The sequence below is a fragment of the Bacillus sp. FSL K6-0073 genome (assembly GCF_038006085.1).
Taxonomy (GTDB): Bacteria; Bacillota; Bacilli; order Bacillales; family Bacillaceae_G; genus Bacillus_A; species Bacillus_A cereus.
Window position 1 is genome coordinate 2,390,701 of sequence record NZ_JBBOUN010000001.1, and the last position, 24,062, is coordinate 2,414,762.

Sequence of the window (24,062 nt, forward strand, 5' to 3'; positions counted from 1 at the left end):
GGCTAATAATCATGGGGGGATGAACTAAAACCCAATGATTAAAGTTTCACTTTATTAACGAATTTGTGCAACTGTTAACGCTGCAGAACGAATATCTACTGTACCTATTACTTCAACGGGGACAATTTGAATTAAATCACCTGGGTTTAAGTTAATTAGAATGACGCCACTTGATACATCGACTTCACCAGTTCCAATAATATTAGAACGGACTGCGGTTCCGGATCCTGCAATAACATTAGTCGATGAATTTAATGTCAAGAAAAAGCGTGCTGCTTCTGGGGCTACTGGAACGTTATCAAGACTAATCGTTAATGTATAGCTAATTTGATAAATACCAGCTACTTGAATTTTAATACCAGTTCCAGTACTAATTGTATCATTGATTACAGGGACAGTAATGTTAGGATTTGGGCCTGTACTAGGTAATAGTAGTGGTGTAAATAATGTTGCAAATTGAGGTGAAGTAGCATTGAAGGCAAAACCTAGGGCAGGTAGTGTACTAGGTGCTTGTGCTTCACAATTAAAATTAGTGAATTTACGAATGGATGAGCGCATATTTTCACTCCTTTCTTGTATTTAGATTTCGTGAGTATTAACTTCACGTTTTGGACAAGCATAATACAATATATGAAAATTTATAGTAGATAGTGCACAAGCGTTACTATTATGGATAAAGCTATGAATAATAAATACAATATCGAAAAAGCAGTTAGCTAATTTAGCTAACTGCTTAGTAGGTTCTCCAAGAGCAAATAGGCGAAAAAATATTGTGCTATATAAAAGATCACTATAGATAAGTGCTCTTTTTGAGAGTGAGTATAAATTTCTATTATTCTATTTAGTATATGCACTTGTATTATGTAGTTGCTACTAAAATTGATGTAAATTTTTAAAATTAGAGGTTTCTTTTAATGAAACCTCTAAAAAGACAACTAAAGTTACGTTATAGTAAATTCAATTGCGATAGGAGTGCCTCCATCTAGGACTGCTCCTCCTACAATAGTAGCAGCTGTAGTAGTCACACCAGTAATAGTATCACCTGTTTGAATAACACCATTAATATAAAGTGTTAAAAAGGCATAAGAAGCAGGGAATGTTGTTACAGCACCAGTGTCATCAGTGAAGTCTGTGTTAGCAAAAGTTAAATCTGCTCCAGCAGCAGTTCCTGTTGCTGCTGTGCTTACAAATCGTCTTCCAGCTATAAAAGGTTTAACGATAGGCATTTATGTTCACCCCTTTTTGAAAATTAACTCGGACAAGTGTTTTGAAAGTTTTGTCCTGTATCGTATAATATGCTGTGCTTCTACTAAGAGATACGGCTTGTATACTAGTAAATAAGTATAATTATTATGCGTTTTATAAGTTAGGTTCTTATAAGTAATTAAGTGGTTAAGGTTGGATTTTGTATATGGTATGTTTATGTAAAAAAAGAGAGCTCTTTTAGAAAGAGCTCTTAATCAAATTATTATCTTAGTGTTGGAGGGAGACTGGCGGCCTCAGTGACAGATGGTAAAAATAATTTCCGTGGTATTGTAATAAATTCAAGCGCAATTTGCTTTGGATAAAAAAGTATTTGAGTTAAATCTAGAGCATGTATTAATAGTATCATGAAGCTTGTAAGAATGATAAAACTACCCCAAAAGAAACTTTTTGAAGTGTTGCGAAAATCTTTTATTAAAGAAAAGAATGAAAAAAATGCGGTAACAATGAGAATGAAAAATTTATACTTATCAGCCATTGTAATCCTCCTAAAGAACAGTAATTTATATTATACCGTATTTTTCAATATTATTATAAAAAGATTTTAAAGTGAATAATAAAAAAAAATAAAGCCATAACTTAAAACATTAGTTTAGGTTCTATTGTTTGAATTCTTTGTTTTAGAAGGTATATAATCTGAATTTGAAAATTTTCCAAATGAATTACCATTTTTTATTTCTGATCCAACATCAAGTGCTGAATGAAATGGTATGAAAGATTATAGGCTAGTGATACGAGATTAAATAAGAGGAATTTGCGTGCAGCAAGAGTTCTAGCTCAGATTTCTACTAGAGAAAAGTATTTAGTTGGAGTTGGTATGTTAATAAAAAACGGATAGATGTCGAAACTAAATATTCATGACATTAAGGACAAAGATCAGGAAATATAATTTGGTATTCTGGGAATAACCGGAGATCCGTAGTTAAGGTTGCATAGTATTTGTATTTTTTTTCTAATTTTTCAATTGTTGTTAAGTGATGAGAACCTAATCCACGTCGTACACTATGTTGAGAAAGAGTCGGCCCAATTTGTAATTTTCGTTTTTTCATTGGATCGTTCCATGGACTGTAAAAAAATTTAAAAATAAAAGCAGGTTCCATGTAAATGCTATAAGGATAATGCGAACCATGTCTCCCGACTCTATAGTTCCCGTGCGAATTATTGTGAATTAATCTACCGTTAAGATATAGTTGATTTGGATTAGGTTGAATTATTATGCCGTGATAACGTTGTTTAACAAGCGGAGAACTATATCTTGGATTAGTGTAGCCATAAGTCGGTTCATCAATCATCATAATCATTCTTATTGAAAACATATTGCCGCCCATAGTGCTAAGTGATTTAAAAAATTGTTCTTTATTATAACAGCACAGGAATTCTGTCGTATTCAATACCATTTTCCATCCTGTAATTTCTCTTTCAATTTCCATAACTTCTTGATCAACTAAATAAGCATCAAATTCGAGTGATTTTGAGTTTCGTATTTCCCAATTAGGAGCGAATGTTTTACAGATTTCAACTGAACGATCAGTGGATCCACGATTAATAAGAATGCCATGATCAAATAGCTTTGTATGGTGCATTAACCACCATGGAAGTAAATATTCTTCATTGTAAAAATGAGAAATTAAAGTAGTCTTAATCAAAATCACCTCCGTATTTAACCTGCTTCTTATTTAATATGATATGGAAGGAAACCTATTGTTAGAAGGTTTCCTCTTAAAAGTTTTAAACCACATAGGGTATGTGGATGGATTAGTATATAAAGTAGTCTGATTTTTATTTTTTGAATATAAAAAAAGACACTCAATTGAGTGTCAATATAGTATTGCTCTCGCGTATAGGATTGGAGATGTTCCTCAAATACATATTGAGATGGTCTGTAAAGAAGAAACAATCTTCATCTTTAATGTAACATCGACATGGGTGAGTGTAAATTGATAATATATATACGGAAAATTTAGTATAGATGTTTTCTACTATGGATATAGTAAAATTTATTTTTATTACTTAATCACTATCGTAATATTTATCAATTGAGTATTTAGATTGTTTATTATAAAAACAATGAATCATTTTTTTAATCAATTCGTATAATTGTAAGAGAGGCACCTGTTGATCCGCCTCCAACTAAATTCACGACGGATAATATACCAAATAATTGTAGTGAGATTGTATTACCAGCATTTAAATTAGTAATTAAGTTATTACTATAATTTGAAGTGGATAAAGCGGGAGAAAAAATAGAGCCAGGAATTGGCGTAGAAGCGTTTAATAGTAGTCTAGTTCCAGCAAGTAGAGCGGTTGTCGTATTAACTTGATAGGTTAAATGATATCTTCCAGTTACAGGAATTGTAAATACGTCATTTGAAGCGTTAACTGTAAAATTACCGAGACTTTGGTTATTTGCCAGTGGAATGTTTGTTCCTCCTAATACGACTGAAACAGAACCACCTGATGTATTATTAGCGAACATAGAGTTTGTTGTAACGATTGAACCAGTACTCCCGGTAGGTCCAGTACTTCCGGTAGGTCCAGTACTTCCGGTAGGTCCAGTACTTCCGGTAGGCCCAGTACTCCCGGTAGGTCCAGTACTTCCGATAGGCCCAGTACTTCCGGTAGGACCAGTACTTCCAGTAGATCCAGTATTCCCGGTAGGCCCCGTAAGCCTGTAAGGGAAAATAATGTCAAGAGCCATTGACATTAGTTCCTTTTTTCTAATTTCATTATTATCTTGAATATAAATCACCTCATCTTTTTAAATAAGAATGTTATAGATTTACTACTTTTTAAATAGAATGATCAATTTATTATATTAATAATAGTGGCTATAGCAACGGTAAAATGTGTAATACATGTAATAATTATTATGAGAAGAAAAGAGAATAGTTATAAAGTTATTCTTTAATGATAAGGTCTAAATGATATGTATGAGTTAAAAAACATGTGGAATGAGGTATTAACTTGAAACGCAATGACAAATTATCATTGAATAAGGGGATGATAGGACCAGAAAATATTGGACCTACATTTCCGATTCTTCCACCAATTTATATTCCAACCGGAGCAACAGGACCAACTGGAATAACGGGACCGACCGGAGCGACAGGGATAACAGGAGCAACCGGAATAACGGGAGCAACCGGAATAACGGGAGCAACCGGAGTAACAGGACCGACTGGAATAACAGGACCGACTGGAATAACAGGACCGACTGGAGTAACAGGACCGACCGGAGCAACGGGACCAATTGGAATAACGGGACCAATCGGAATAACGGGGCCGCCCGGAATAACAGGAGCAACCGGAATAACAGGACCGACCGGAGCAACAGGACCAATTGGAATAACCGGGCTAACCGGAATAACGGGACCAACCGGAGCAACGGGGCCGTCCGGAGCAACAGGAGCAACCGGAATAATGGGACCAACTGGAGTAACCGGGCTAACCGGAGCAACGGGACCAACTGGAATAACGGGATCGCCCGGAATAACGGGACCAACCGGAGCAACAGGCCCGACCGGAGCAACAGGCCCAACCGGAACAACAGGCCCAACCGGAGAAACGGGACCGACCGGAGCAACAGGCCCGACTGGAATAACGGGGCCGACCGGAGAAACGGGGCCAACCGGAATAACAGGCCCAACCGGAGAAACAGGCTCGACAGGAGCAACAGGCCCAACCGGAATAACAGGCCCAACCGGAGAAACGGGGCCGACCGGAGCAACAGGCCCTACTGGGGGTATTGGTCCTATCACAACAACCAATTTGTTATATTATACTTTTGCAGATGGAGAGAAACTTATATATACAGATGCCGATGGGATACCTCAATATGGTACAACGAATATATTATCGCCTAGTGAAGTTTCATATATTAATTTATTTATTAATGGAATAATGCAACCACAGCCATTATATGAGGTGAGTACTGGTAAATTAACTTTATTGGATACTCAACCTCCATCGCAAGGATCTTCAATTATATTACAATTTATCATTATTAATTAAAAGGACAGATCCTTAATGAAAAGGAATCTGTCTTTTTTGTTCTACATTAAAGTAGTTAAATTTAAGTGATGAAACATTCAATCTTTGATATCTTAAATAGTTGAATGGTAGAGGGTTTTATTTCTTTTCATAGTTTATTGGAGTGAATTATAGAATGAATTTTCTGACATAATGTATGAGAGTCTCTATAATACAAACGGCTTCATGTTTAAAAAGAGAACACAATCTTAGTAAAGAAATAATGTATATTTATATAAAAAAATGGCACTGTTAATTGTTGAGTATATTCAAATTAATATGTGTATTTAAACCTAAGAGATAAACGTGGAAAAATAAAATAAACCCGTAAGTTTAGGTATTTAATCTAAGCAGTCAATTATTAAAAACATATAATTAATATGTGAGTCATGAACATAATTAAATAGCGTTTGTAAGTTTAATTATATTTCATGTTTCCTATTTTAAGTCAATATATAACATATTTTTTTACAACTTTATGATCCTTATAATAGGAAAAACTCAAATATAAAACAAGTAAGGAGGACATAAATGACAAACAATAATTGTTTTGGTCATAACCACTGCAATAATCCGATTGTTTTCACTCCAGATTGCTGTAACAATCCACAAACAGTTCCAATTACTAGTGAGCAATTAGGTAGATTAATTACTTTACTAAACTCTTTAATAGCGGCTATTGCAGCGTTTTTTGCAAATCCAAGTGATGCAAACAGATTAGCTTTACTCAATTTGTTTACTCAACTATTGAACTTACTAAATGAATTAGCACCTTCCCCAGAAGGGAATTTCTTAAAACAATTAATTCAAAGTATTATTAATTTACTACAATCTCCTAACCCAAATCTAAGTCAATTACTTTCTTTATTACAACAATTCTACAGTGCTCTTGCACCATTCTTCTTCTCTTTAATTATTGACCCTGCAAGTTTACAACTTTTATTAAACTTATTAACTCAATTAATTGGTGCTACTCCAGGAGGCGGAGCAACAGGTCCAACAGGTCCAACAGGTCCAGGAGGCGGAGCAACAGGTCCAACAGGTCCAACAGGTCCAGGAGGCGGAGCGACAGGTCCAACAGGCCCAACAGGAGCGACAGGTCCAGCAGGTACTGGTGGAGCAACAGGTTTAACAGGAGCAACAGGTTTAACAGGAGCAACAGGCTTAACAGGAGCGACAGGCCCAACGGGAGCAACAGGTTTAACAGGAGCAACAGGTTTAACAGGAGCAACAGGCTTAACAGGAGCGACAGGTCCAACAGGAGCAACAGGTCCAACAGGAGCAACAGGTTTAACAGGAGCAACAGGTTTAACAGGAGCAACTGGTGCAACTGGTGGCGGAGCTATTATTCCATTTGCTTCAGGTACAACACCATCTGCGTTAGTTAACGCGTTAATAGCTAATACAGGAACTCTTCTTGGATTTGGATTTAGTCAGCCTGGTGTAGCTTTAACTGGTGGAACAAGTATCACATTAGCATTAGGTGTAGGTGATTATGCATTTGTAGCACCACGCGCAGGGGTTATTACGTCATTAGCTGGTTTCTTTAGTGCAACAGCTGCATTAGCTCCATTATCACCTGTTCAAGTGCAAATACAAATATTAACTGCACCTGCAGCAAGCAATACGTTTACAGTACAAGGCGCACCTCTTTTATTAACACCAGCATTTGCCGCAATAGCGATTGGTTCTACAGCATCAGGAATCATACCTGAAGCTATTCCAGTAGCAGCTGGGGATAAAATACTGTTATATGTTTCATTAACAGCAGCAAGTCCAATAGCTGCAGTTGCTGGATTTGTAAGTGCAGGTATTAATATCGTTTAATTTGTTACAATGTTTAGTAGGAAATTAAACAGGGGTTTGCATATAGTCCTTCCTAATAAATTTAGGAAGGACTATATTTTTTGAGGAAATAAGTAATAAATCAATTGAATAATTACTCTTTATTAAGTTCGTATAAAAAAGTATAATTTACCCTTTCTCATTTAAGGCATAAGTTATGTAACTTTAAAAATTTCCGATCAGCAAAAAAAGATGAATTCTTTTAAAAAAGAATTCATCCATAAAATAAACTATTTATTTTTATTGCAGTTACATCCTTTTTTCTTTACATAGCCTTGCTCGGCTAAGTCTCTTTGCGATTGGGAATTGGAAGATTGAGAATTGGAAGATTGAGAGGATGCTGAAGAGCTACTATTTTTATTATAAGAGTAGTTTTTTCGATAGTTATAATTACTCATAGTACTATCACCTCCAATTTAATATATAAATATTATATGTATGTACACTATCAATTGTTACTATTTTTAATAGGAAGAGAAGATACAATAAAAAAATCTCCTCGGTATTTTCCTAGGAGATAAACTGTGTTTTTTTGAAAATTTACAAATTAATAGCCCCAGTAAAGAGGAAAGTAATAAGAATCTTGGTGATGCGGATTATGTTGTTGAGCGAGGGGCTGGGTTGGATAATTTTTCGTTTCACGGTTTTGATTGCAGTTTGCCGGAGGACCAATTACAGTAGTTGATTGAATAGGGGAAACCGCTTGTTTCCATTGTTGTTCATTGAGGCAGTAAGTATGGGCCATCATATGAGCCGGAGTTAATCTTAAAATATCAGAACCGAAAATAACTTCTGGCGCTGGGGCATTGAAAATAGCTAATAAATGAGTATTATCTGCTGTAGCAATTTCATAATGCCACCACGCTTGTGGAATGTTGGCAACTTGCCCCGGTTTTATCGGTAAGTTTAAAATTTGATTCGTAAATGGATTAAGTAAAGAAACAACAGCAGACCCTGAAATACAATAAACAAGTTCAGCTGCATTTTGATGAATATGTGGTTCTACAACATTTCCTGTACTTAAATAAATATCTAATAAAGAAGTATTTTCTAAAGTATTTAATTGTTTAATACCGAGTACATTTATATAATTTTGGGCATCTTTCCGAAAAAAATTACTTTTATTTACATCATAAGTAAAATTGGTTGAGGGAGAGGTATAGTCGATGTTGGCAGTCAATTGTATTACCCGCCTTTCTATAGGGAAGTTAGGTTACAAAATTAGGATATGAGTCTAGTCTTTGTTTTGTGCTGTTGTCGGCAGCTTAATAAATTCACTTATTTCATAAAGAATAAGGTGTTAATACTAAACTATATTCGTATTCCCATTCATACTTTGGATTGATGGAAAAAAGTAATGAAAATGTTAATTTAAAAGTACATCAATCATTTATAAGGAGTGAATGTTCATGTCATTTAGTGAAATGATTAGAAATGAAGTACTCAGCTGGGCGGGTGTTTCTGAAAAACCGCATCGATTTGGTGGTATTGAAATAAATTATGGTAAGAAAGAACTTGGCCATCTTCATGGTGATAAATTAGCTGATTTACCATTTCCGAAGTTAAAGCGAGATGAATTAGTGAAGCAAGGATTGGTAAAACCACATCACGTATTACCTGAATCAGGATGGATCAGTTATTATATAAAGAGTGAAGAGGATATTCCATTTGCAATTGAGTTATTTCGTATGCAATATGACCGAATTAAAAAGTAATGAAATAAAGTAGGGTAATAAAAATTTATTTTCATGTCACATCCCTCCTTAATCGTTTGTCTTGTATGTAGAACGATAAGGAGGGATTTTATTATGAATACATTTGATGTAGCAATTATTGGCGGTGGGCTTGCTGGATTAACAGCATCTATATATTTAGCGAAAGCTGGAAAGAAAGTGATTGTATTAGAAAAATCCAGTCAATTCGGTGGCCGAGGGATGACTATAAATAAAAATGGAATCTGCATGAATCTTGGTGCACATGCTTTATATAGAGGCGGAGCAGCGTTTATAACTTTTAATGAGCTCGGTTTGAATCTTCCAGGTGGAATACCATCTACAAAAGCACATGGAATATGGAAAGGGGATATATTCACCATCCCAACAGATTTTCGCTCAATTTTATCAACACCACTACTTTCGTGGTCTGCAAAAGTACAATTCTCACGTCTTATGATTCGTTTAGGAAATTTAGATGTAGGAGAAGTTCCGAAAATGAGTCTAACTACATGGGCAGAAAATGAAATAAAAGATCCAATGGTTCGCAATATATTTTATGCGCTATGCCGGACAACAACATATACGTTTGCTCCTACAATACAATTAGCATCATCTGTACTAAAGCAAATACAGCTTTCTATAAAAGCAGGAGTGCTTTATGTAGATGGTGGTTGGGAGACGATAATAACAAAATTAAGAGATTTAGCGAATGATGTCGGGGTAAAATTTTTGGCTAAAAAGCATGTTTTGGAAATAGAGCATTATGAAGATAAACAAAGAATACATTGTGTTGATGATGAGGTTTTTGAAGTAGGTACAGTCATCGTGACGACTCCGCCAAAAGAGGCTTGTAAAATAATAAAAGGTGCAGAAGGAACAAGTTTGCATAGATGGAGTGAACAATCGGTACCGGTTACTGTTGCTGCATTAGATATTGGCTTGAGACAATTACCCAATCCTACACATCAATTTGTATTAGGATTAGATCAACCTATATTTTTCACAAATCAATCGAGAGCAGCTAAATTAAGTGAAGATGGATCAATTGCAGTGAGTCTAATTAAGTACCATAATCCTATGCTAGAGATGAATCATATTCATGAAGATAAAGAACAGTTGGAAAGTACGATGGAGTTGTTACATCCAAATTGGAAAAGAGAAGTTGTTGCACAGCAATATTTACCGAAAATAACAGTAGTACATGATTTTCCTCATATTGACCGTGTTGAAAAGCCGGGTCCTAATATACCTGAAATGCCAGGTGTTTATGTTGCAGGAGATTGGGCAGGGCATGATGAAATATTAGCTGATGCTGCGGTAGCAAGCGGGAAACGTGCAGCGTTACACATTTTAAAGCAATATGAAAGTGAGGCAGTTCATCATGGAAACGGAGCAGTTATATGAAGCGTATCAACCATTATTATTTTCGTTAGCATACAGAATCCTTGGGAGTGTTATGGATGCTGAGGATATCGTTCAGGATGTATTTATCTCGCTAAATAATATAGAAGATCCTCAATCTATAGAAAATATGAAAGCATATTTATGTAAGATGGCGACAAATCGTTCAATTGATAAATTACGATCGGCAGCGCATAAACGTAACGTGTATGTAGGGATGTGGTTGCCAGAGCCAATTGTAGAAGAGAGTGATGAGCCATCAAAGTCATTTATAATGAAAGAATCCCTTTCCACCGCATATTTATTACTTTTACAACAATTATCTGAGGTAGAAAGGATTGTTTTCATATTAAGAGAGGTTTTCAGTTATGAATACGAAGAAATAGCTTCAATTGTTGATAAGAGTAGTGTGAACTGCAGGAAAATCTTTCAACGTGCTCGAAAAAGCATGTTGGAGAAACCGAAGCAATCAAAATTAAGCACGGAGAAAATGGCTTCTTATGTTGAAAAGTTTGTATCATCATTACAGTGTGGGGATGCGGAAGGTATGTTAGAAGTATTAAAAACAGATGCTATACTCAAAGCTGATGGTGGTGGTAAAGTTACGACTGCTATTAACCCGATTTATTCTGCGGATCGAATTATACGTTTGTTCTTTGGGATTGCACAACGATTGACAGAAGAGTACACTGTTGATTTCAAAATGGTCAATGGTATACCAGGAGTTATAGTTACAATAAATAATAAAGTAACTTATGTTCTTTCGTTTGCATTTGAGGATGAGAAAATTTCAAATATTTATATGATGGTTAACCCTGAAAAACTTATGCATTTAAATGTAAAAATATAAAAAAGCGCATTTCTTCAGAAATGCGTTTTTTTATTATTTTTCTAACATTTCAAGAGGTACATCTTTTTCGCCAGCTACCTCAAATTTAATTTCCCCGTCTTCTTCATAAATACGTGTAATAATCGGTATAGTAATCATTAATTTTTTATGCTGCTTTCGTTTTCGAGCAGCATCTAAGCTAATCACGTTCATTTGTAAGCATCCTTTCTTCTGGAAATATATAAACAAAGAAAATGCGTCCGAAAAGGGCGCTTAATTGAATTTGAAATACCGATTCATTTAAATGGGGTTTATATAATTTAATAACTGCAATTTTAATATGAAATAATATGAATGGAATAATTGCACGTAGAAATTAACTTTACCAAAAAACGAAACAATATGCTATAAAAAATTATAAATCTTTGTCATATAACAGGAAAAAGGTTTTTGTTTCGCATATAATAAAAAGTAGACGGGCAGCAAGAGCTTTTTCATCATATTGCTTTGGAAAGGCGATGAAAAAAATGGATACGTTAGATTCATTATTATTTCAACTTGAACAATATGGAGAAGAGCATGATCGAAATAAAAAAACACGGGAAGAAAAATTACGGAATATTACTCGTGAGATGGGGCAATTTTTATCAATTTTAGTAAAAGGGTGTAGCGCAAAAAACATTTTAGAAATCGGAACTTCTAATGGCTATTCTACATTGTGGTTAGCTAATGCGGTAGAAGAAACAAATGGAAATGTAACAACTGTAGAGCTTTCTTCAGAACGAGTTGGAGAGGCACTTGTCAATTTTGAAAAGGCAAACCTTTTACAAAGGATTGATGTTCATAATCAAGAAGCAGGGGCATTTTTAGATGCGCAATTAGATCATTCATTTGATTTTATTTTCCTAGATTCAGAGCGTACGCAATACATGTGGTGGCTTGAGCATATAAAACGCATTTTACAACCAAAGGGTTTTCTTGTTGTTGATAACGCAACCTCTCATGCAAATGAATTAGCCGAGTTTAAAAAAATGATAGAAGAAGATGAAATGTTTGAAACGGTGTTATTGGCATTTCAAAATGGAGCATTCGTAGCGCGCAAGAAGAAATAGGAGTGAGCGCAATATAATTATCACATTGAAAAAGGGTGTATGTCAAAAGATTGAGTACAGAAGGATAGAAGAACATAATTTATATACGTAACATACGAAGAATCCGCCTTCAGCATGTCGTTCTCTAGGTCTTAAGTCTGAGGAAAATTATGTTGTTTACAGGTATACTTATAGTAAGAAACAGGGAATGACTGCATAAACAGGCATTTCTAAAAAAATCGATTTCAAGCAATCAGAATGTATATGAAATACGATATAATAGATGAAATATAGTGCATATAAATTCGCACATATAAATAAAGGAGCGATTTTGTTGACTGAACTCGAGAAAAAAGAACCTGTATCGATCGTGAAAGATAATAATGTAGAAGTAGTGGTTGATACAGTTATAAAAGATGCAGAATTAGAGGAACTGAATAAAGAAGCTGATCTTTATGTACAAAAGTTAAATAGCGAGCAAAATACAGATTTATCAAAAGTATTGTCTCAGCTAGGAGATTTAGGAGATAAAGAGCAACAAGCAGCAGGACAAACGTTGTCAGCATTAAAACGTCCTGTAACAGCGATGATGAATGGAAAAAACGAAGAAATTCCAAATACATTGTTAGAATTACGAAAAGTGGTATCAGAACTTGATCCGAATTCATTAAAAGCAAGTGGTATGAAGAAAATTATGTTTAAAGTATTCAAGAAAAACCCACTTGAAACATACGTGCATAAATATCAATCTATAGATAAGCAAATTGAGGAGATTATAAGATCCCTTCTAATTGGTCGTGACAACTTACAAGAAGATACAGTTGGTCTTGAAATGCTTAAAGAGCAATCGCATGATAAAATTCACGCTCTTGATAAGCAAGTATACTTAGGGAGAAAACTTGCTGGCATGCTGGAAGCTGAGAAACAAAATCCAGAACGTCAAAGAGATATTCCATTAATTAACGATGCGTTAGAAAAGATACTTGTACGTACACGTAATATGCAGCAAGCGAAAAGTGTTTTATTACAATCTATCGCATCTGTAGACATTATTAAGAAAAATAATGAAAAGTTAACAGAGGCAATTCGTAATGCAATTACGATGACGCAAAACGTTGTAACGGTTTCAGCTGCTATTCAGTTAGCGTTAACAAATCAACGGAAAACAATCGATGCAGTGAATGCGACAAATGAAGCAATTGAATCGATGGTATTAAGTAATTCTCAAGCGTTAAAACAAAATACAGAAGAAACGACAAAATTGCTTGAAAACCCTGCTATTAGCATGGATAAATTACGTGAATCATTCCAAAATGTGTTCGCTGCAATTGAAGCATCTGAAAAATCGTCAGAACGTATTATCGAGTCAAGTAAGAAGTTCGTTATTGAACTAGACACATTTAATGATGAGATGAAGCAGAAACTCATTCAGCGTCCAAGGAAATAACGGATTATTAGAGGAGGTGAACAAATGAGTTTCATTCAAACAGTATTATTACTACTCGGTACATTGCTTTTAATAGCATTTACTGTCGTTGTTTTAGTGGTATATTTCGGACGGAAGCTGTATTTTTCATGGACGAAGCCATATAAAAGAGCGCAAGATTCTTTAGACAAGTTATCAAACAAATCAATACCGTTTCTACAAGAATTTACACAACATCCACTGTTTTATCGTTGGATTCGCACTGAAGGAAAGAAAGAACAAAATACATTAAATACTCTATTTTGTGCATCAGGTCAACGTACGAGAGAACAAGTCTTCTCGATGTTACCGAAAGAAAAGCAGAAAAAAGTGCATGTAATGGCAAAAACTACGAAAAAGCTTACGAATGAAGATATTGATGTAGCTGCGATGAAAGTGAAAGATTTCTTAAGACAAGAAACACAGCAAACTGTAAAACCGACAGACTTATCATTTTACAAATTGTATTTTTATGACCGTTATCCAGACGCATTAAATACAATTCAAGCGTATAAACGCTCAATAAATCCTTCATTACAAAGAACGGTTGATGATATTACAATTTCAGTATTGAATGCACTTCCGTACTATCAAGAGCAACGCATGTTTGAACAACAACATAAACTTGAAACGTTCTTAATGAAAGATTTAACGGCCATGTTATCGTTGGTAGTACAATTACCACCTTCACAAAGACCAGAGAAGGAAGAAGAACTGAAAATCTACTTGGAAAATTTCCAAAAAGAAATGGAAGTAGTAGAGCGAGATATTCGCGACTCAATTGATCACGATTTAAATGTGAAGATGAGAGCAGCGACTGAGAAGTTTAAGAATAAATAGAAGAGATCGCCTAAAAAGTTGAATGTTTCAGCTTTTAGGCGTTTTTTTTGAATTGAGGGAGTGTAATCTTTTGTGAAATTGTATATACAAACGTTAATAAATGGTAAAATATAGAGTGTTTTTTTATACTTTGTGTAAACAATTATTATAAAAGGGGTATGATATTGTGCTATTTGAGTTAGTCATACTATTTGTAATTCTATTTTTATTTCTTGGCTACCCTATTAGTAAAGCTTGGGATAGTTTCCAATCGAAGAAGGAGAATTCCTCAAGTATACTAAAGTTCGAGCCGCAGGAAATATTATCAATGGGTTTGAGTTATTTTATCTTTGGTTTAGGTATTATGTGGAATGCAAATGATGTAAGAGCAGGAATACCATTACATAAATTTGAAAAGAACGGAATGATGTCTGATCAATATGCTTCTTTAGCCCATGACTACATTGCGATAGTAGTTCTCTTAGTTATTTTAGGTGGAGTTTCGTATTGGAGATTAACAACAGGATTAATAAAACTTTCACCAATATTTTATATTTTTTATAGTACTTTAATGATAGTAAACATTGTATATACATTCATCTATATTACCCATACAGGCTTTGCCTTTTATACGGAATTAGGAGGATTGAGATACATTCCAGTCTTTTGTATTCAAGTTGGAATGCTTGCCTTTAGTCTATTATTCTTAGCTAAATTAAGAAATACATTAGGTTATTTCATACAATCTCAGAATGAGAAAGATTATACGCAGAGCAACAGAATTATATTATTGCTGTATCGTATTTCTTTTGGATATCAAAAAATGGCTACAGTCTGGATGATAAGTTTATTTCCTGTCTTGTTAATTGTTCAATTTATTTTAATACTGTTTGGCCAAAAACCAGATAGTTTTATAAGAGTGTTTATGGAAACAAGTAGTTTTAATTATTCTAAGATTCCTGCCCCAAGTCCTCAAATTGTCTCCGGCGATGGGCATTATTTATGTACAGTTTCTGTGAAAGGCCATAAAAACATCGTTAAGCCATTACGAGCAGGAATTAGGCATGGGGAAAGAATTACAGTTAATCGACAGTTATTAATTGCGAACGCTTTTGAAAATGTAATTGAGGAGCGGGTACCAAAATGTCATAAAGTTATTCGTAATTTTTATGATAAATACGGTTATCCGATTAGTAAACATATTAATACGAAATGGTCGGCTGATTTTGTTTATATTTTAATGAAGCCACTAGAATGGTTCTTCTTATTTGTACTTTACACAGTAGATAAAAACCCTGAGAATAGAATTCATATTCAATATAGTGAACTACGAAAATAAAAGTAAGAGCCCGCATTCAAAAAAATGGGGGCTTTTACTTTTATTTTGCTTGAATAGTAGATTTACTAGAAGCCACACTTTCATTATGCAATCGATCAACTGCAGTTACGACATACGTATACGTTTCTCCAGAAATAACTGTTTTATCTACATAAATTTCTCCAAGTTTTGTTTTTCTTACAGTAGTAAGTAAATTTTTCGGATTTTGTATATCCACTTCATTTTTCCCATTCGCGCGGTAAATAGCGTAATAAGCAGAATCATTATCTCTATTGTCAATGATACCGATTGCAATACCTTCATCTCTTGGAATGGCGCCTTTTAAAGTCGGTTGTTTTGGTGGATCATGATCAAGCCAAGGCATAGGCGGGATTAATGCAGGATATTTATATATGTCTTTTGAGAGTCTATCTTTAACTCCAAGTGGATTGTTATTAATATCTTTTAAGCTAAAATGCATACTACCTTTTATTTCAGGATATAGCCGGTTTAATGCAATTTGTCTTGGATATTCTTCTGGATCAGACCAAGCAGGGACGGAGTTATTATTAATTTTATAGGCCGCTTGACCGATGTATAGGTGAATCGGTTTGTTATTTGTTTCTTTAACCCACCAATCTACTAATATGTCATATGCAGCTGGGGTGAAACCTATATTCCAATATATTTGCGGTGTAATGTAGTCAATATATCCTTTTTGTATCCACTCACGTGTGTCAGCATAAAGGTCATCATAGTTTCTTTGGCCTGCGGTTGTGTTAGAGCCAGTCGGATCGTCAGCTATATTTCTCCATACGCCGAACGGACTAATGCCAAACTTTACATATGATTTTTCTTGTTTTATAGCAGTATTTAAATCTTTTACAAGTTCATTTACATTGTTACGTCGCCAATCTTCTATATTTGTAAATCTACCGTTATTATATGTTTCGTACGTTTTCTGATCTGGAAATTCTTCACCGGCTACTTTATATGGATAAAAATAATCATCCATATGCAGCGCATCAATATCGTAATTTTGCACGATTTCTAAAGCACCTTCTGTTATAAATTTTTTCACTTCTGGAATACCGGGATTGTAATATAACTTTCCGCCATAAGAGACAACCCAATTGGGATGTTGCCTTGCAGGGTGATTATTCGATAATCGATTTATATCGGTGTGATTCATCGTTATTCGGTATGGGTTAATCCAAGCGTGGAATTCTATATTTCTTTTATGAGTTTCTTCAATCATAAATGCAAGCGGGTCATAACCAGGATCTTTTCCTTGTGTTCCTGTAATGTATTCAGACCAAGGACCGTAATTTGAAGGATAGAAAGCATCAGCGGTTGGTTTAATTTGTACAACAACTGCATTCATACCAGTGCTTTTTACATCGTCTAATAATCTTATAAATTCTTGTTTCTGTTTTTCAATGGGTAAGCCAGTTTTTGAGGGCCAATCAATATTCAGAACAGATGCAATCCATACAGCACGTAATTCATGTTTTTTGTATGCAGTATTTACTTCAGCATAAGTAGAGTGAGGGGGAATGAAAGAGAAAGGGATGAACAAGATGACGATACAACATATCATTAATAAACGTTTAACGATCATTTATACGCCTCCCTATCATATGATTATTTAAAATAATATAGGAGGCGAGGTTGACTTTGCAATAGAGAAAATTGCATATTGAAACATTAATTTAATAGGAAAAATATTTTTAATGAAATTTACTTTCATTATAACTAAATTCATTTACTACTTCATATGCTTGTTAGTAAAGTGAAACTTCCTTTCATTTGAAGGGTAATAAATTATAAGTATAGGAGGATTAATAAATGAAAGTTTTGTTCGTCTGTTCTGGAGGAATGTCCAGTGCAATTGTTGTAAACGCTTTAAAAAAAGAAGCGGAGAAAAATGGTGTGAACATGGAAGTGCATGCAATTGGAACGAATGAGGTAGAGGAAGAAGTAAAGAATGACTGGGATGTCGTAATGGTGGCACCTCAAATAAGACACCGATTTGACTCTGTAAAAAAATTTGCAGAGGAGGAATCTATTCCGTGTGGCATCATTCCACCGCAAGCGTACACGCCACTTGGAGGCCCGACTTTATTAAAAACTGTAAATGAATTAATTAGTTAGGGGGAAGCGTTATGAATAAGTTTGTCACGTTTCTTGATAAAAACTTATCTGGCCCGATGGCAAGGCTTTCTGAGCAGAGGCATCTACAAGCAATCCGTGATGGAGTTATTTCGGCGTTACCATTTATTATAGTAGGAAGCTTTTTTTTAATAGTAGCATTTCCACCACTGCCGAAAGATAGTTTCATATCGGTTTGGGCATTAAAGAATCAAACAAGTATATTGATACCATATCGTTTAACTATGTTTATTATGTCCTTATATATAGCATTTGGAATAGGATATAATTTAGCGAAAAGTTATAAATTAGATGCTTTATCAGGAGCACAGCTTGCGGTATGTTCACTACTTTTAACATTAACGCCTGAGTTAATTGATAAAAAAGGATTCATGCTTCCGATGACAAATCTTGGAGGTCATGGATTATTTGTGACGATGATCGTCTCTATTTTATCAGTTGAGATTTTAAGATTTTGTAAGAAGAATAACGTAACGATAAAAATGCCAGAACAAGTACCACCGTCAGTATCACGTTCATTTGAAGCACTTATACCTGCAGCATTCGTTATTATTATTATGAGTCTTATTACAGTCGTTTTTAAAGTTGATTTACATTACGTTGTAGATAAACTAGCCGCACCGTTAGTAAAAGCTGGTGATAGTTACTTTGGCGTTATTATACCTGTATTTTTAATTACGTTTTTCTGGTCTTTCGGGATACACGGAGTATCAGTTGTAGGTACTGTGGCAAGGCCACTTTGGGATGTGTATTTAGGAAAGAACGGTGAAGCTGTAGCAAGTGGAGCGAGTCATTTTCCGTTTATTGCACCAGAACCGTTTTATCAATGGTTTATTTGGATTGGTGGTTCGGGTGCAACGTTAGGGCTTGTGTTAGCTATGATTGTATTTGGTCGATCAAAATATTCGAAAGCATTATCGAGAACATGTATTGTCCCTGGGATTTTTAATATAAATGAACCGGTTATATTCGGTTTGCCGATCGTATTAAATCCAATTTTAATTATTCCTTTCGTCATTACACCGTTAGTAACAGCTACTATAGCGTATGCTGCAACCGCAATGGGATTTGTAACACCAACGCATATTATGCCGCCATGGACATTACCTGCTCCAATCGGTGCATATTTAGCAACAGGTGGAGATTGGCGTGCGATTGTATTAGTTTTTATAAATATAGCAATATCGTTCCTTATTTATTTACCATTCTTTAAAATGTACGACAAAAATATGCTTGAAATTGAAAAGAATGGTGACGGAGAGTCGGTTAATCCTTAATCTGCATGCTGTTATTTTGAGTGATAGACTTTTTGTCTATCACTTCTTTCACATTAAAATTAGAAAGGGGGAAATTGAATGAATATAAAATTTAGTTATAAAGGTGTGTTTTTATTATTATTTGGAGTGATTTGTGCAAATTTACTTTTTGTCCCTTTATTAGGCATGCTAAATTTATCACAAATGCATAGTATCTGGCTCGTTACAAGTATTGCGGCAAGCGTTTTGCTTACGGTAGTTGTTTCTTTCATTGATGGATCGTTTGCATCGAAAGCTCAGTTGTTTTTTAGATTTATATTGTTTTCGATTGGTTGTACGTTGGTTACTTACATGATTGTTTTTTAGTAAATAGGAGGTCATGCACGTTATGTATATTGCAGGGGTAATGTCTGGTACTTCATTAGATGGAATAGATGTAGCGCTCGTTCATATAGAAGGAAGTGGTGTAGATTCTAAAATCGAACTCATCGATTTTACTACTGTTCCATTTTGTAATGATATGAAAAATGAGATCCAACAAGCGTTATCAATTGAAACTTCGAATGTCCAACTTATATGTAGCTTGAATTTTAAACTTGGTTTATGCTTCGCCAATGCTGTAAAGGAAGTTTGTAAAGAGGCCAATTTTCCTTTGAGACAATTAGATTTAATAGGCTCTCACGGACAAACGATTTATCATCAGTCAAAGCAAGAAGAGAATATTATTTCTTCAACATTGCAAATTGGGGAACCAGCAGTAATAGCATATGAAACAAACACGACGGTTATCTCGAATTTCCGAACGATGGACATGGCGGCAGGGGGACAAGGTGCACCACTTGTACCATATTCAGAGGTTATTTTATATCGGCATCAAACTAAAAATAGACTACTACAAAATATTGGTGGGATTGGTAATGTTACAGTTGTTCCAAGTAAACGAAGTAAAGAGAGTGTTATTGCTTTCGATACTGGACCAGGCAACATGGTAATCGATGAAGTATGTCAAAGATTATTTCATGTACCATATGATCAAAATGGTTGGATTGCAAAGGAGGGGGTAGTTGTAGATGAAATTTTAACATACTGTATGAACCATCCATTTTTGAACATGAAACCACCAAAATCAACAGGTAGAGAACAGTTTGGAGAAGCGTTTGTGACTGAATTATTGAATCGATTTAAAAAGCATAGTAAAGAAAATATATTGGCAACTGTCACGATGTTTACAGCATGTTCAATTGTTCATCATTATAAGGCGTTTATTTTGCCGTATTATGAAATTGATGAGGTGATTTTAGGTGGTGGTGGAAGTTATAATAATACACTTGTTGAAATGTTACGGAATGGATTAAGAGAAGAGAAATGTAGCATATGTATACAAGAAGATATTGGTCATTCTTCAGCAGCGAAAGAAGCAATTGCATTTGCTATTTTAGCAAACGAAACGTATCATCGTAATCCGAGTAATGTGCCGAGCGCAACAGGTGCTAAGAATTCCGTAATTTTAGGGAATATAACATTCCCTCCATACGCAGATGAAAATGAGGCGAACATATGAAGTATATGATTGGAGTAGATGGCGGGGGAACGAAGACCGAGGCAATTGCATTTGATCAAGATGGAAATGAAGTTGTAAGAGGTACGAGCAGATTTGGAAATGTATTAATAGATTTTGATCAGGCACTTTTGCATATTATGGAAGCAATTAATCAATGTCAGAAGAGTTTAATGAATGAGCATTGCGTTTGTATTTGTTTAGGATTAGCTGGTATAAGCGGAGCGAATACAAATGAATTAACATTACGTTTAAAAAAGAAATACGGAACAAAAATTGAAATTTTTAATGATGCAATGATCGCGCATGCAGCTGCTTTAAAAGGTAAGGAGGGAATATTAACTATAGGTGGTACAGGTGCAATTTGTATAGGAAAGAAAGGGGAAGTATATCAGTATAGCGGTGGATGGGGACATATTTTAGGAGATGAGGGGAGCGGATATTGGATTGCATTACAAGCTTTAAAGAAAATGGCAATTCAGTTCGATCAAGGAATCAGTCTTTGTCCATTGAGTTTGAACATTCAAAGGCAGTTTCAACTTTTGACACCGTCTCATATAAAAAGCTTAGTATATACTTCTTCTAAAGATAAAATTGCAGCAATCGCGCCATTAGTTATTCAGGAAGCGAGAAATGGCAATGATGATGCGCATGAAATTATGATGCAAGCTGGAAAGGAATTGGCAAGGATTACAGTAAGTGTTTATAACAAGTTGAACTTTAAGCACTCAACGCCAATTGCAGTAAGTGGCAGTATATTGCGTTTAGTTCCTGAAATATTTGCTGTATTTAAGAAATGCTGTGAAGATAGTATGAAAGAAATTACATTCGTATCACAAGCAGAAATGGCAGTGAAAGGAACATATTATTTAATGAGGGATATATATTTTTAAAAATAGTGTATGAGAATTTTTGTATGATTTGTAAAAATATGATGTTAAAATGTATAAAGGGATGTATGTTAAAAACGTACAATATACGTAGTAATTGAATATTGTATATGTAATCCCATGTAGAAAGTGAATGATTACATGATTAATAGTATGCAGTTTTTGTATTTGGTGGCTTCTTATTTAATTGGAAACATATTGACCGCTTATATAGTAACAAAATTGAGACATAACGTTGATATTAGGGATGAAGGAAGCGGAAATCCTGGCGCAAGAAATATGGGGCGCGTATATGGAAAAGGGTATTTCATCGCTACATTTTTAGGTGATGCGATTAAAGGGGCAATCGTTGTTGCTGTAGCAAAATCTCTTTTTGAAGATCCTACATTCGTAATGTTAACATTATTGGCCGTTATTATTGGACATATTTATCCAGTTTTATTTAAAGGCAAGGGCGGTAAAGGTATTTCAACATTTATAGGAGGACTAATCGCATTTGATTATTTGATAGCGCTTACCCTCTTAGGCATTTTTATTGTATTTTATTTAATATTTAAAGGGTTTACGAAGCCAGGACTAATTACAATTGCTTGTTTACCAATTTGTATGATTCTTTATTCTTATTCTATTGTTACCACTATATTAAGTGGAATGATTATTGTACTTATTCTATATGTGAATCGAGAATAAAATGAATGTTTAATAAGTGGGGATAATCTCCACTTATCATTTTTTATTAAATAGATAAAGGAGATAAGGCATGGGGTTAATTTATAAAGTTGCTGATCAAGATTGGGAATTTGAAAGTATACATAAATTAAATTATAAAACTTTTGTGGAAGAGATACCACAACATGAAGAAACGAAAGACCGGTTTCGTATAGATCGGTTTCATAAAGAAAATACATATTTAATTTGTTTAGATGAGGATAGATTAGTAGGTATGGTCGCAGTGCGGGGAAAACGACCATTCTCGTTAGATTATAAAATCTCAAATTTAGATGTTTATTTGCAAGAGCATGGAGAAAAAATGTATGAAATTCGTTTACTTTCAGTAGAACGTGAATATAGAAATGGAAGAGCGTTGTTAGGATTAATTCGTTTTCTACATCGTTATTTGCTTCTAAATGGATATGAATTAGCACTCATTTCTGCAACAACACGTGAACTAGCTTTATATGAGCAAATGGGATTCAAATCTTTCCATACGTTAGTTGGTACAGAAGAAGCAGCCTTCCAGCCAATGTATGTTACCCCTGCTATGTTTGAAGAGTCGAGTGTTGGGGGGATTATGACGAAAGAATATACGTTTTTACCTGGTCCAGTAGATATTGAAGAGAACGTTCGAAAGGCATTTTCTACGCGGCCTATTTCGCATCGCTCTAAGTCATTTCAAGTGATGATGGGCAATGTGAAAAAACGGTTACTTTACATGACAAAAGCAAAACATGTACAGCTTATGTTAGGAACAGGGACGTTAGCAAATGATGCGATTGCTTTACAGTTACGCTCTTTAAAAGGGAAAGGACTAGTATTAACAAATGGGGAATTTGGTAATAGATTAGTTGGACATGCAAAACGAGCACGGTTACATTTTGATACTTATAAAAAAGAAATGGGAGAGCCGTTTATTTATAACGAATTAGAAGAAATAATAACAACTGGAAATTATGAATGGATTTGGTTTGTTCATCATGAAACATCTACTGGAATGTTAAACGATTTAAACGAGCTAAATACTCTTTGTAACGAGAATCAAATGAAACTATGTGTAGATTGCATAAGCTCAATTGGAGCAATACCATTAGACTTGAAGGATGTGTATTTTGCAAGTGGTGTTAGCGGTAAAGCGATTAAATCATATACAGGAATTTCTTTCGTTTTTCATAACCACATTGTAAAAATAAACGAGGCTGTGCCGGCCTATATGGACATTGGTATGTATGAAGAAAATGAAAGCATTCCATACTCACAATCATGGAATTTAATTTATGCATTGCAAGAAGCGTTGAAGAGATTTGAAGATGAAAAGGCATTTGTAAAAATTAAAGAGACATTCGATTATGTTGAAGAAGTTATTACTGATATGGGTTTAAAGCTTGTTTCACCTAAAAAACATGCCGGGCCAATTATACTTACTATTGTATTGAGCGAAGATCATTCTTCTAAAGTAGTAGGCGATGCATTAGCATTACAAGGATACATCGTTCATTATGAGTCATCTTATTTACAAAAGAATAATTGGATTCAAATTGCATGTTTAAATCATTATAAAGAACGTGATATGAAGAGAATGTTAAATTGTTTGCAAATGTGTTTATTTCAGAGTGGGGTACATATATAAAGACTTTTTCTTTTCGTATAAAGGAGCTACGACTTACGAAAACTTAGAAATAGAACAGTGGAAGAGG

At 34.6% G+C, this 24,062-nt stretch carries 24 protein-coding genes; 16 read left to right on the forward strand and 8 right to left on the reverse strand.

All coding sequences use genetic code 11. The annotated features are described in order from the left end of the window. Positions 1 to 54: 54 nt before the first annotated feature. The 5 genes from exsF to MHB52_RS12550 all read right to left on the reverse strand — a co-directional run bounded on the left by exsF (position 55) and on the right by MHB52_RS12550 (position 4,012). Positions 55 to 558, reverse strand: a complete 504-nt coding sequence (gene exsF / locus MHB52_RS12530) for an exosporium protein ExsF (protein WP_001257881.1) — start codon at positions 556 to 558, stop codon at positions 55 to 57. 383 nt (positions 559 to 941) lie between these two features. Further along, positions 942 to 1,226 carry a DUF4183 domain-containing protein gene (locus tag MHB52_RS12535; protein WP_001123247.1) on the reverse strand — a complete coding sequence of 95 codons (285 nt, stop codon included), beginning with the start codon at positions 1,224 to 1,226 and terminating at the stop codon, positions 942 to 944. A gap of 242 nt (positions 1,227 to 1,468) precedes the next feature. Beyond that, positions 1,469 to 1,741, reverse strand: a complete 273-nt coding sequence (locus MHB52_RS12540; RefSeq protein WP_000774116.1) for a hypothetical protein — start codon at positions 1,739 to 1,741, stop codon at positions 1,469 to 1,471. Between the two features lie 385 nt (positions 1,742 to 2,126). Then, positions 2,127 to 2,909: a glycosyltransferase family 2 protein gene (locus MHB52_RS12545; protein ID WP_000598287.1), complete on the reverse strand. Its 783-nt coding sequence runs from the start codon at positions 2,907 to 2,909 to the stop codon at positions 2,127 to 2,129. 434 nt (positions 2,910 to 3,343) lie between these two features. Next, complete coding sequence (locus MHB52_RS12550; protein WP_061663168.1) at positions 3,344 to 4,012, reverse strand: BclA C-terminal domain-containing protein; 669 nt, start codon at positions 4,010 to 4,012, stop codon at positions 3,344 to 3,346. A 215-nt stretch (positions 4,013 to 4,227) separates the two neighbouring features. Here MHB52_RS12550 and MHB52_RS12555 point away from each other — a divergent pair, with 215 nt between their 5' ends. Together MHB52_RS12555 and MHB52_RS12560 are read left to right on the forward strand one after the other, a co-directional pair. Further along, positions 4,228 to 5,274, forward strand: a complete 1,047-nt coding sequence (locus MHB52_RS12555) for a DUF4183 domain-containing protein (protein ID WP_340767727.1) — start codon at positions 4,228 to 4,230, stop codon at positions 5,272 to 5,274. A gap of 549 nt (positions 5,275 to 5,823) precedes the next feature. After that, positions 5,824 to 7,119 (forward strand): exosporium glycoprotein BclB-related protein, encoded by a 1,296-nt coding sequence (locus tag MHB52_RS12560; RefSeq protein ID WP_016117910.1) that lies wholly within the window; start codon positions 5,824 to 5,826, stop codon positions 7,117 to 7,119. Positions 7,120 to 7,684: 565 nt separating this feature from the next. On the opposite strand, the gene MHB52_RS12565 is transcribed toward MHB52_RS12560, so the two are convergent. Beyond that, entirely contained in the window at positions 7,685 to 8,317 is a 633-nt protein-coding gene (locus MHB52_RS12565; RefSeq protein WP_000126321.1) for a cupin domain-containing protein, read from the reverse strand. A 229-nt stretch (positions 8,318 to 8,546) separates the two neighbouring features. Here MHB52_RS12565 and MHB52_RS12570 point away from each other — a divergent pair, with 229 nt between their 5' ends. The 3 genes from MHB52_RS12570 (at position 8,547) to MHB52_RS12580 (ending at position 11,103) form a co-directional block, all read left to right on the forward strand. Then, positions 8,547 to 8,852 carry a luciferase domain-containing protein gene (locus tag MHB52_RS12570; RefSeq protein WP_000010317.1) on the forward strand — a complete coding sequence of 102 codons (306 nt, stop codon included), beginning with the start codon at positions 8,547 to 8,549 and terminating at the stop codon, positions 8,850 to 8,852. 93 nt (positions 8,853 to 8,945) lie between these two features. Further along, positions 8,946 to 10,256: a phytoene desaturase family protein gene (locus MHB52_RS12575; RefSeq protein WP_001091200.1), complete on the forward strand. Its 1,311-nt coding sequence runs from the start codon at positions 8,946 to 8,948 to the stop codon at positions 10,254 to 10,256. Further along, positions 10,234 to 11,103: a sigma-70 family RNA polymerase sigma factor gene (locus tag MHB52_RS12580; RefSeq protein ID WP_000447142.1), complete on the forward strand. Its 870-nt coding sequence runs from the start codon at positions 10,234 to 10,236 to the stop codon at positions 11,101 to 11,103. The genes MHB52_RS12575 and MHB52_RS12580 overlap by 23 nt, the downstream gene beginning before the upstream one ends. 33 nt (positions 11,104 to 11,136) lie before the next feature. Here the strand turns inward: MHB52_RS12580 and MHB52_RS12585 are convergent, their stop codons facing one another. Then, positions 11,137 to 11,295: a hypothetical protein gene (locus MHB52_RS12585; protein WP_001100984.1), complete on the reverse strand. Its 159-nt coding sequence runs from the start codon at positions 11,293 to 11,295 to the stop codon at positions 11,137 to 11,139. Between the two features lie 305 nt (positions 11,296 to 11,600). Here MHB52_RS12585 and MHB52_RS12590 point away from each other — a divergent pair, with 305 nt between their 5' ends. From MHB52_RS12590 to MHB52_RS12605, 4 genes are all read left to right on the forward strand, one after another. Further along, a complete protein-coding gene (locus MHB52_RS12590; protein ID WP_002005067.1) occupies positions 11,601 to 12,194 on the forward strand; it encodes an O-methyltransferase in 594 nt (197 codons plus the stop codon). Positions 12,195 to 12,507: 313 nt separating this feature from the next. Next, complete coding sequence (locus tag MHB52_RS12595; protein WP_000137398.1) at positions 12,508 to 13,620, forward strand: toxic anion resistance protein; 1,113 nt, start codon at positions 12,508 to 12,510, stop codon at positions 13,618 to 13,620. A 24-nt stretch (positions 13,621 to 13,644) separates the two neighbouring features. Next, on the forward strand, positions 13,645 to 14,478 hold the full coding sequence (locus MHB52_RS12600; RefSeq protein WP_000008378.1) for a DUF3974 domain-containing protein: 834 nt from the start codon (positions 13,645 to 13,647) through the stop codon (positions 14,476 to 14,478). 166 nt (positions 14,479 to 14,644) lie between these two features. Continuing rightward, a complete protein-coding gene (locus MHB52_RS12605; protein ID WP_016117914.1) occupies positions 14,645 to 15,796 on the forward strand; it encodes a DUF6688 domain-containing protein in 1,152 nt (383 codons plus the stop codon). Between the two features lie 40 nt (positions 15,797 to 15,836). Here the strand turns inward: MHB52_RS12605 and MHB52_RS12610 are convergent, their stop codons facing one another. Next, positions 15,837 to 17,396: a glycoside hydrolase family 10 protein gene (locus MHB52_RS12610; RefSeq protein WP_000636011.1), complete on the reverse strand. Its 1,560-nt coding sequence runs from the start codon at positions 17,394 to 17,396 to the stop codon at positions 15,837 to 15,839. A gap of 227 nt (positions 17,397 to 17,623) precedes the next feature. Here MHB52_RS12610 and MHB52_RS12615 point away from each other — a divergent pair, with 227 nt between their 5' ends. From MHB52_RS12615 to MHB52_RS12645, 7 genes are all read left to right on the forward strand, one after another. After that, on the forward strand, positions 17,624 to 17,929 hold the full coding sequence (locus tag MHB52_RS12615) for a PTS sugar transporter subunit IIB (RefSeq protein WP_000865905.1): 306 nt from the start codon (positions 17,624 to 17,626) through the stop codon (positions 17,927 to 17,929). 11 nt (positions 17,930 to 17,940) lie between these two features. Next, positions 17,941 to 19,224, forward strand: coding sequence for a PTS sugar transporter subunit IIC (locus MHB52_RS12620; protein WP_001032289.1), 1,284 nt, complete (start codon positions 17,941 to 17,943; stop codon positions 19,222 to 19,224). Between the two features lie 78 nt (positions 19,225 to 19,302). After that, positions 19,303 to 19,569 (forward strand): hypothetical protein, encoded by a 267-nt coding sequence (locus MHB52_RS12625; RefSeq protein ID WP_001021966.1) that lies wholly within the window; start codon positions 19,303 to 19,305, stop codon positions 19,567 to 19,569. A gap of 22 nt (positions 19,570 to 19,591) precedes the next feature. Next, positions 19,592 to 20,764 carry an anhydro-N-acetylmuramic acid kinase AnmK gene (gene anmK / locus MHB52_RS12630; RefSeq protein WP_061664835.1) on the forward strand — a complete coding sequence of 391 codons (1,173 nt, stop codon included), beginning with the start codon at positions 19,592 to 19,594 and terminating at the stop codon, positions 20,762 to 20,764. Further along, positions 20,761 to 21,654 (forward strand): BadF/BadG/BcrA/BcrD ATPase family protein, encoded by an 894-nt coding sequence (locus tag MHB52_RS12635; RefSeq protein WP_061664836.1) that lies wholly within the window; start codon positions 20,761 to 20,763, stop codon positions 21,652 to 21,654. The genes anmK and MHB52_RS12635 overlap by 4 nt, the downstream gene beginning before the upstream one ends. Positions 21,655 to 21,792: 138 nt before the next feature. Next, positions 21,793 to 22,341, forward strand: coding sequence for a glycerol-3-phosphate 1-O-acyltransferase PlsY (gene plsY / locus MHB52_RS12640; RefSeq protein WP_016117915.1), 549 nt, complete (start codon positions 21,793 to 21,795; stop codon positions 22,339 to 22,341). Between the two features lie 70 nt (positions 22,342 to 22,411). Beyond that, a complete protein-coding gene (locus MHB52_RS12645) occupies positions 22,412 to 23,995 on the forward strand; it encodes an aminotransferase class V-fold PLP-dependent enzyme (RefSeq protein ID WP_061664837.1) in 1,584 nt (527 codons plus the stop codon). Positions 23,996 to 24,062 lie beyond the last annotated feature (67 nt).

What these genes read in the sequence shown, in the direction of transcription:
- MHB52_RS12570 (WP_000010317.1), top strand. Translation starts at nt 8,547, where the DNA reads ATGTCATTTAGTGAAATGATTAGAAATGAAGTACTCAGCTGGGCGGGT.
- MHB52_RS12635 (WP_061664836.1), top strand. Translation starts at nt 20,761, where the DNA reads ATGAAGTATATGATTGGAGTAGATGGCGGGGGAACGAAGACCGAGGCA.
- MHB52_RS12645 (WP_061664837.1), top strand. Translation starts at nt 22,412, where the DNA reads ATGGGGTTAATTTATAAAGTTGCTGATCAAGATTGGGAATTTGAAAGT.
- MHB52_RS12560 (WP_016117910.1), top strand. Translation starts at nt 5,824, where the DNA reads ATGACAAACAATAATTGTTTTGGTCATAACCACTGCAATAATCCGATT.
- MHB52_RS12620 (WP_001032289.1), top strand. Translation starts at nt 17,941, where the DNA reads ATGAATAAGTTTGTCACGTTTCTTGATAAAAACTTATCTGGCCCGATG.
- MHB52_RS12590 (WP_002005067.1), top strand. Translation starts at nt 11,601, where the DNA reads ATGAAAAAAATGGATACGTTAGATTCATTATTATTTCAACTTGAACAA.
- MHB52_RS12610 (WP_000636011.1), bottom strand. Translation starts at nt 17,396, where the DNA reads ATGATCGTTAAACGTTTATTAATGATATGTTGTATCGTCATCTTGTTC.
- exsF (WP_001257881.1), bottom strand. Translation starts at nt 558, where the DNA reads ATGCGCTCATCCATTCGTAAATTCACTAATTTTAATTGTGAAGCACAA.
- MHB52_RS12625 (WP_001021966.1), top strand. Translation starts at nt 19,303, where the DNA reads ATGAATATAAAATTTAGTTATAAAGGTGTGTTTTTATTATTATTTGGA.
- MHB52_RS12585 (WP_001100984.1), bottom strand. Translation starts at nt 11,295, where the DNA reads ATGAACGTGATTAGCTTAGATGCTGCTCGAAAACGAAAGCAGCATAAA.
- MHB52_RS12575 (WP_001091200.1), top strand. Translation starts at nt 8,946, where the DNA reads ATGAATACATTTGATGTAGCAATTATTGGCGGTGGGCTTGCTGGATTA.
- MHB52_RS12615 (WP_000865905.1), top strand. Translation starts at nt 17,624, where the DNA reads ATGAAAGTTTTGTTCGTCTGTTCTGGAGGAATGTCCAGTGCAATTGTT.
- MHB52_RS12540 (WP_000774116.1), bottom strand. Translation starts at nt 1,741, where the DNA reads ATGGCTGATAAGTATAAATTTTTCATTCTCATTGTTACCGCATTTTTT.
- plsY (WP_016117915.1), top strand. Translation starts at nt 21,793, where the DNA reads ATGATTAATAGTATGCAGTTTTTGTATTTGGTGGCTTCTTATTTAATT.
- MHB52_RS12600 (WP_000008378.1), top strand. Translation starts at nt 13,645, where the DNA reads ATGAGTTTCATTCAAACAGTATTATTACTACTCGGTACATTGCTTTTA.
- anmK (WP_061664835.1), top strand. Translation starts at nt 19,592, where the DNA reads ATGTATATTGCAGGGGTAATGTCTGGTACTTCATTAGATGGAATAGAT.
- MHB52_RS12580 (WP_000447142.1), top strand. Translation starts at nt 10,234, where the DNA reads ATGGAAACGGAGCAGTTATATGAAGCGTATCAACCATTATTATTTTCG.
- MHB52_RS12535 (WP_001123247.1), bottom strand. Translation starts at nt 1,226, where the DNA reads ATGCCTATCGTTAAACCTTTTATAGCTGGAAGACGATTTGTAAGCACA.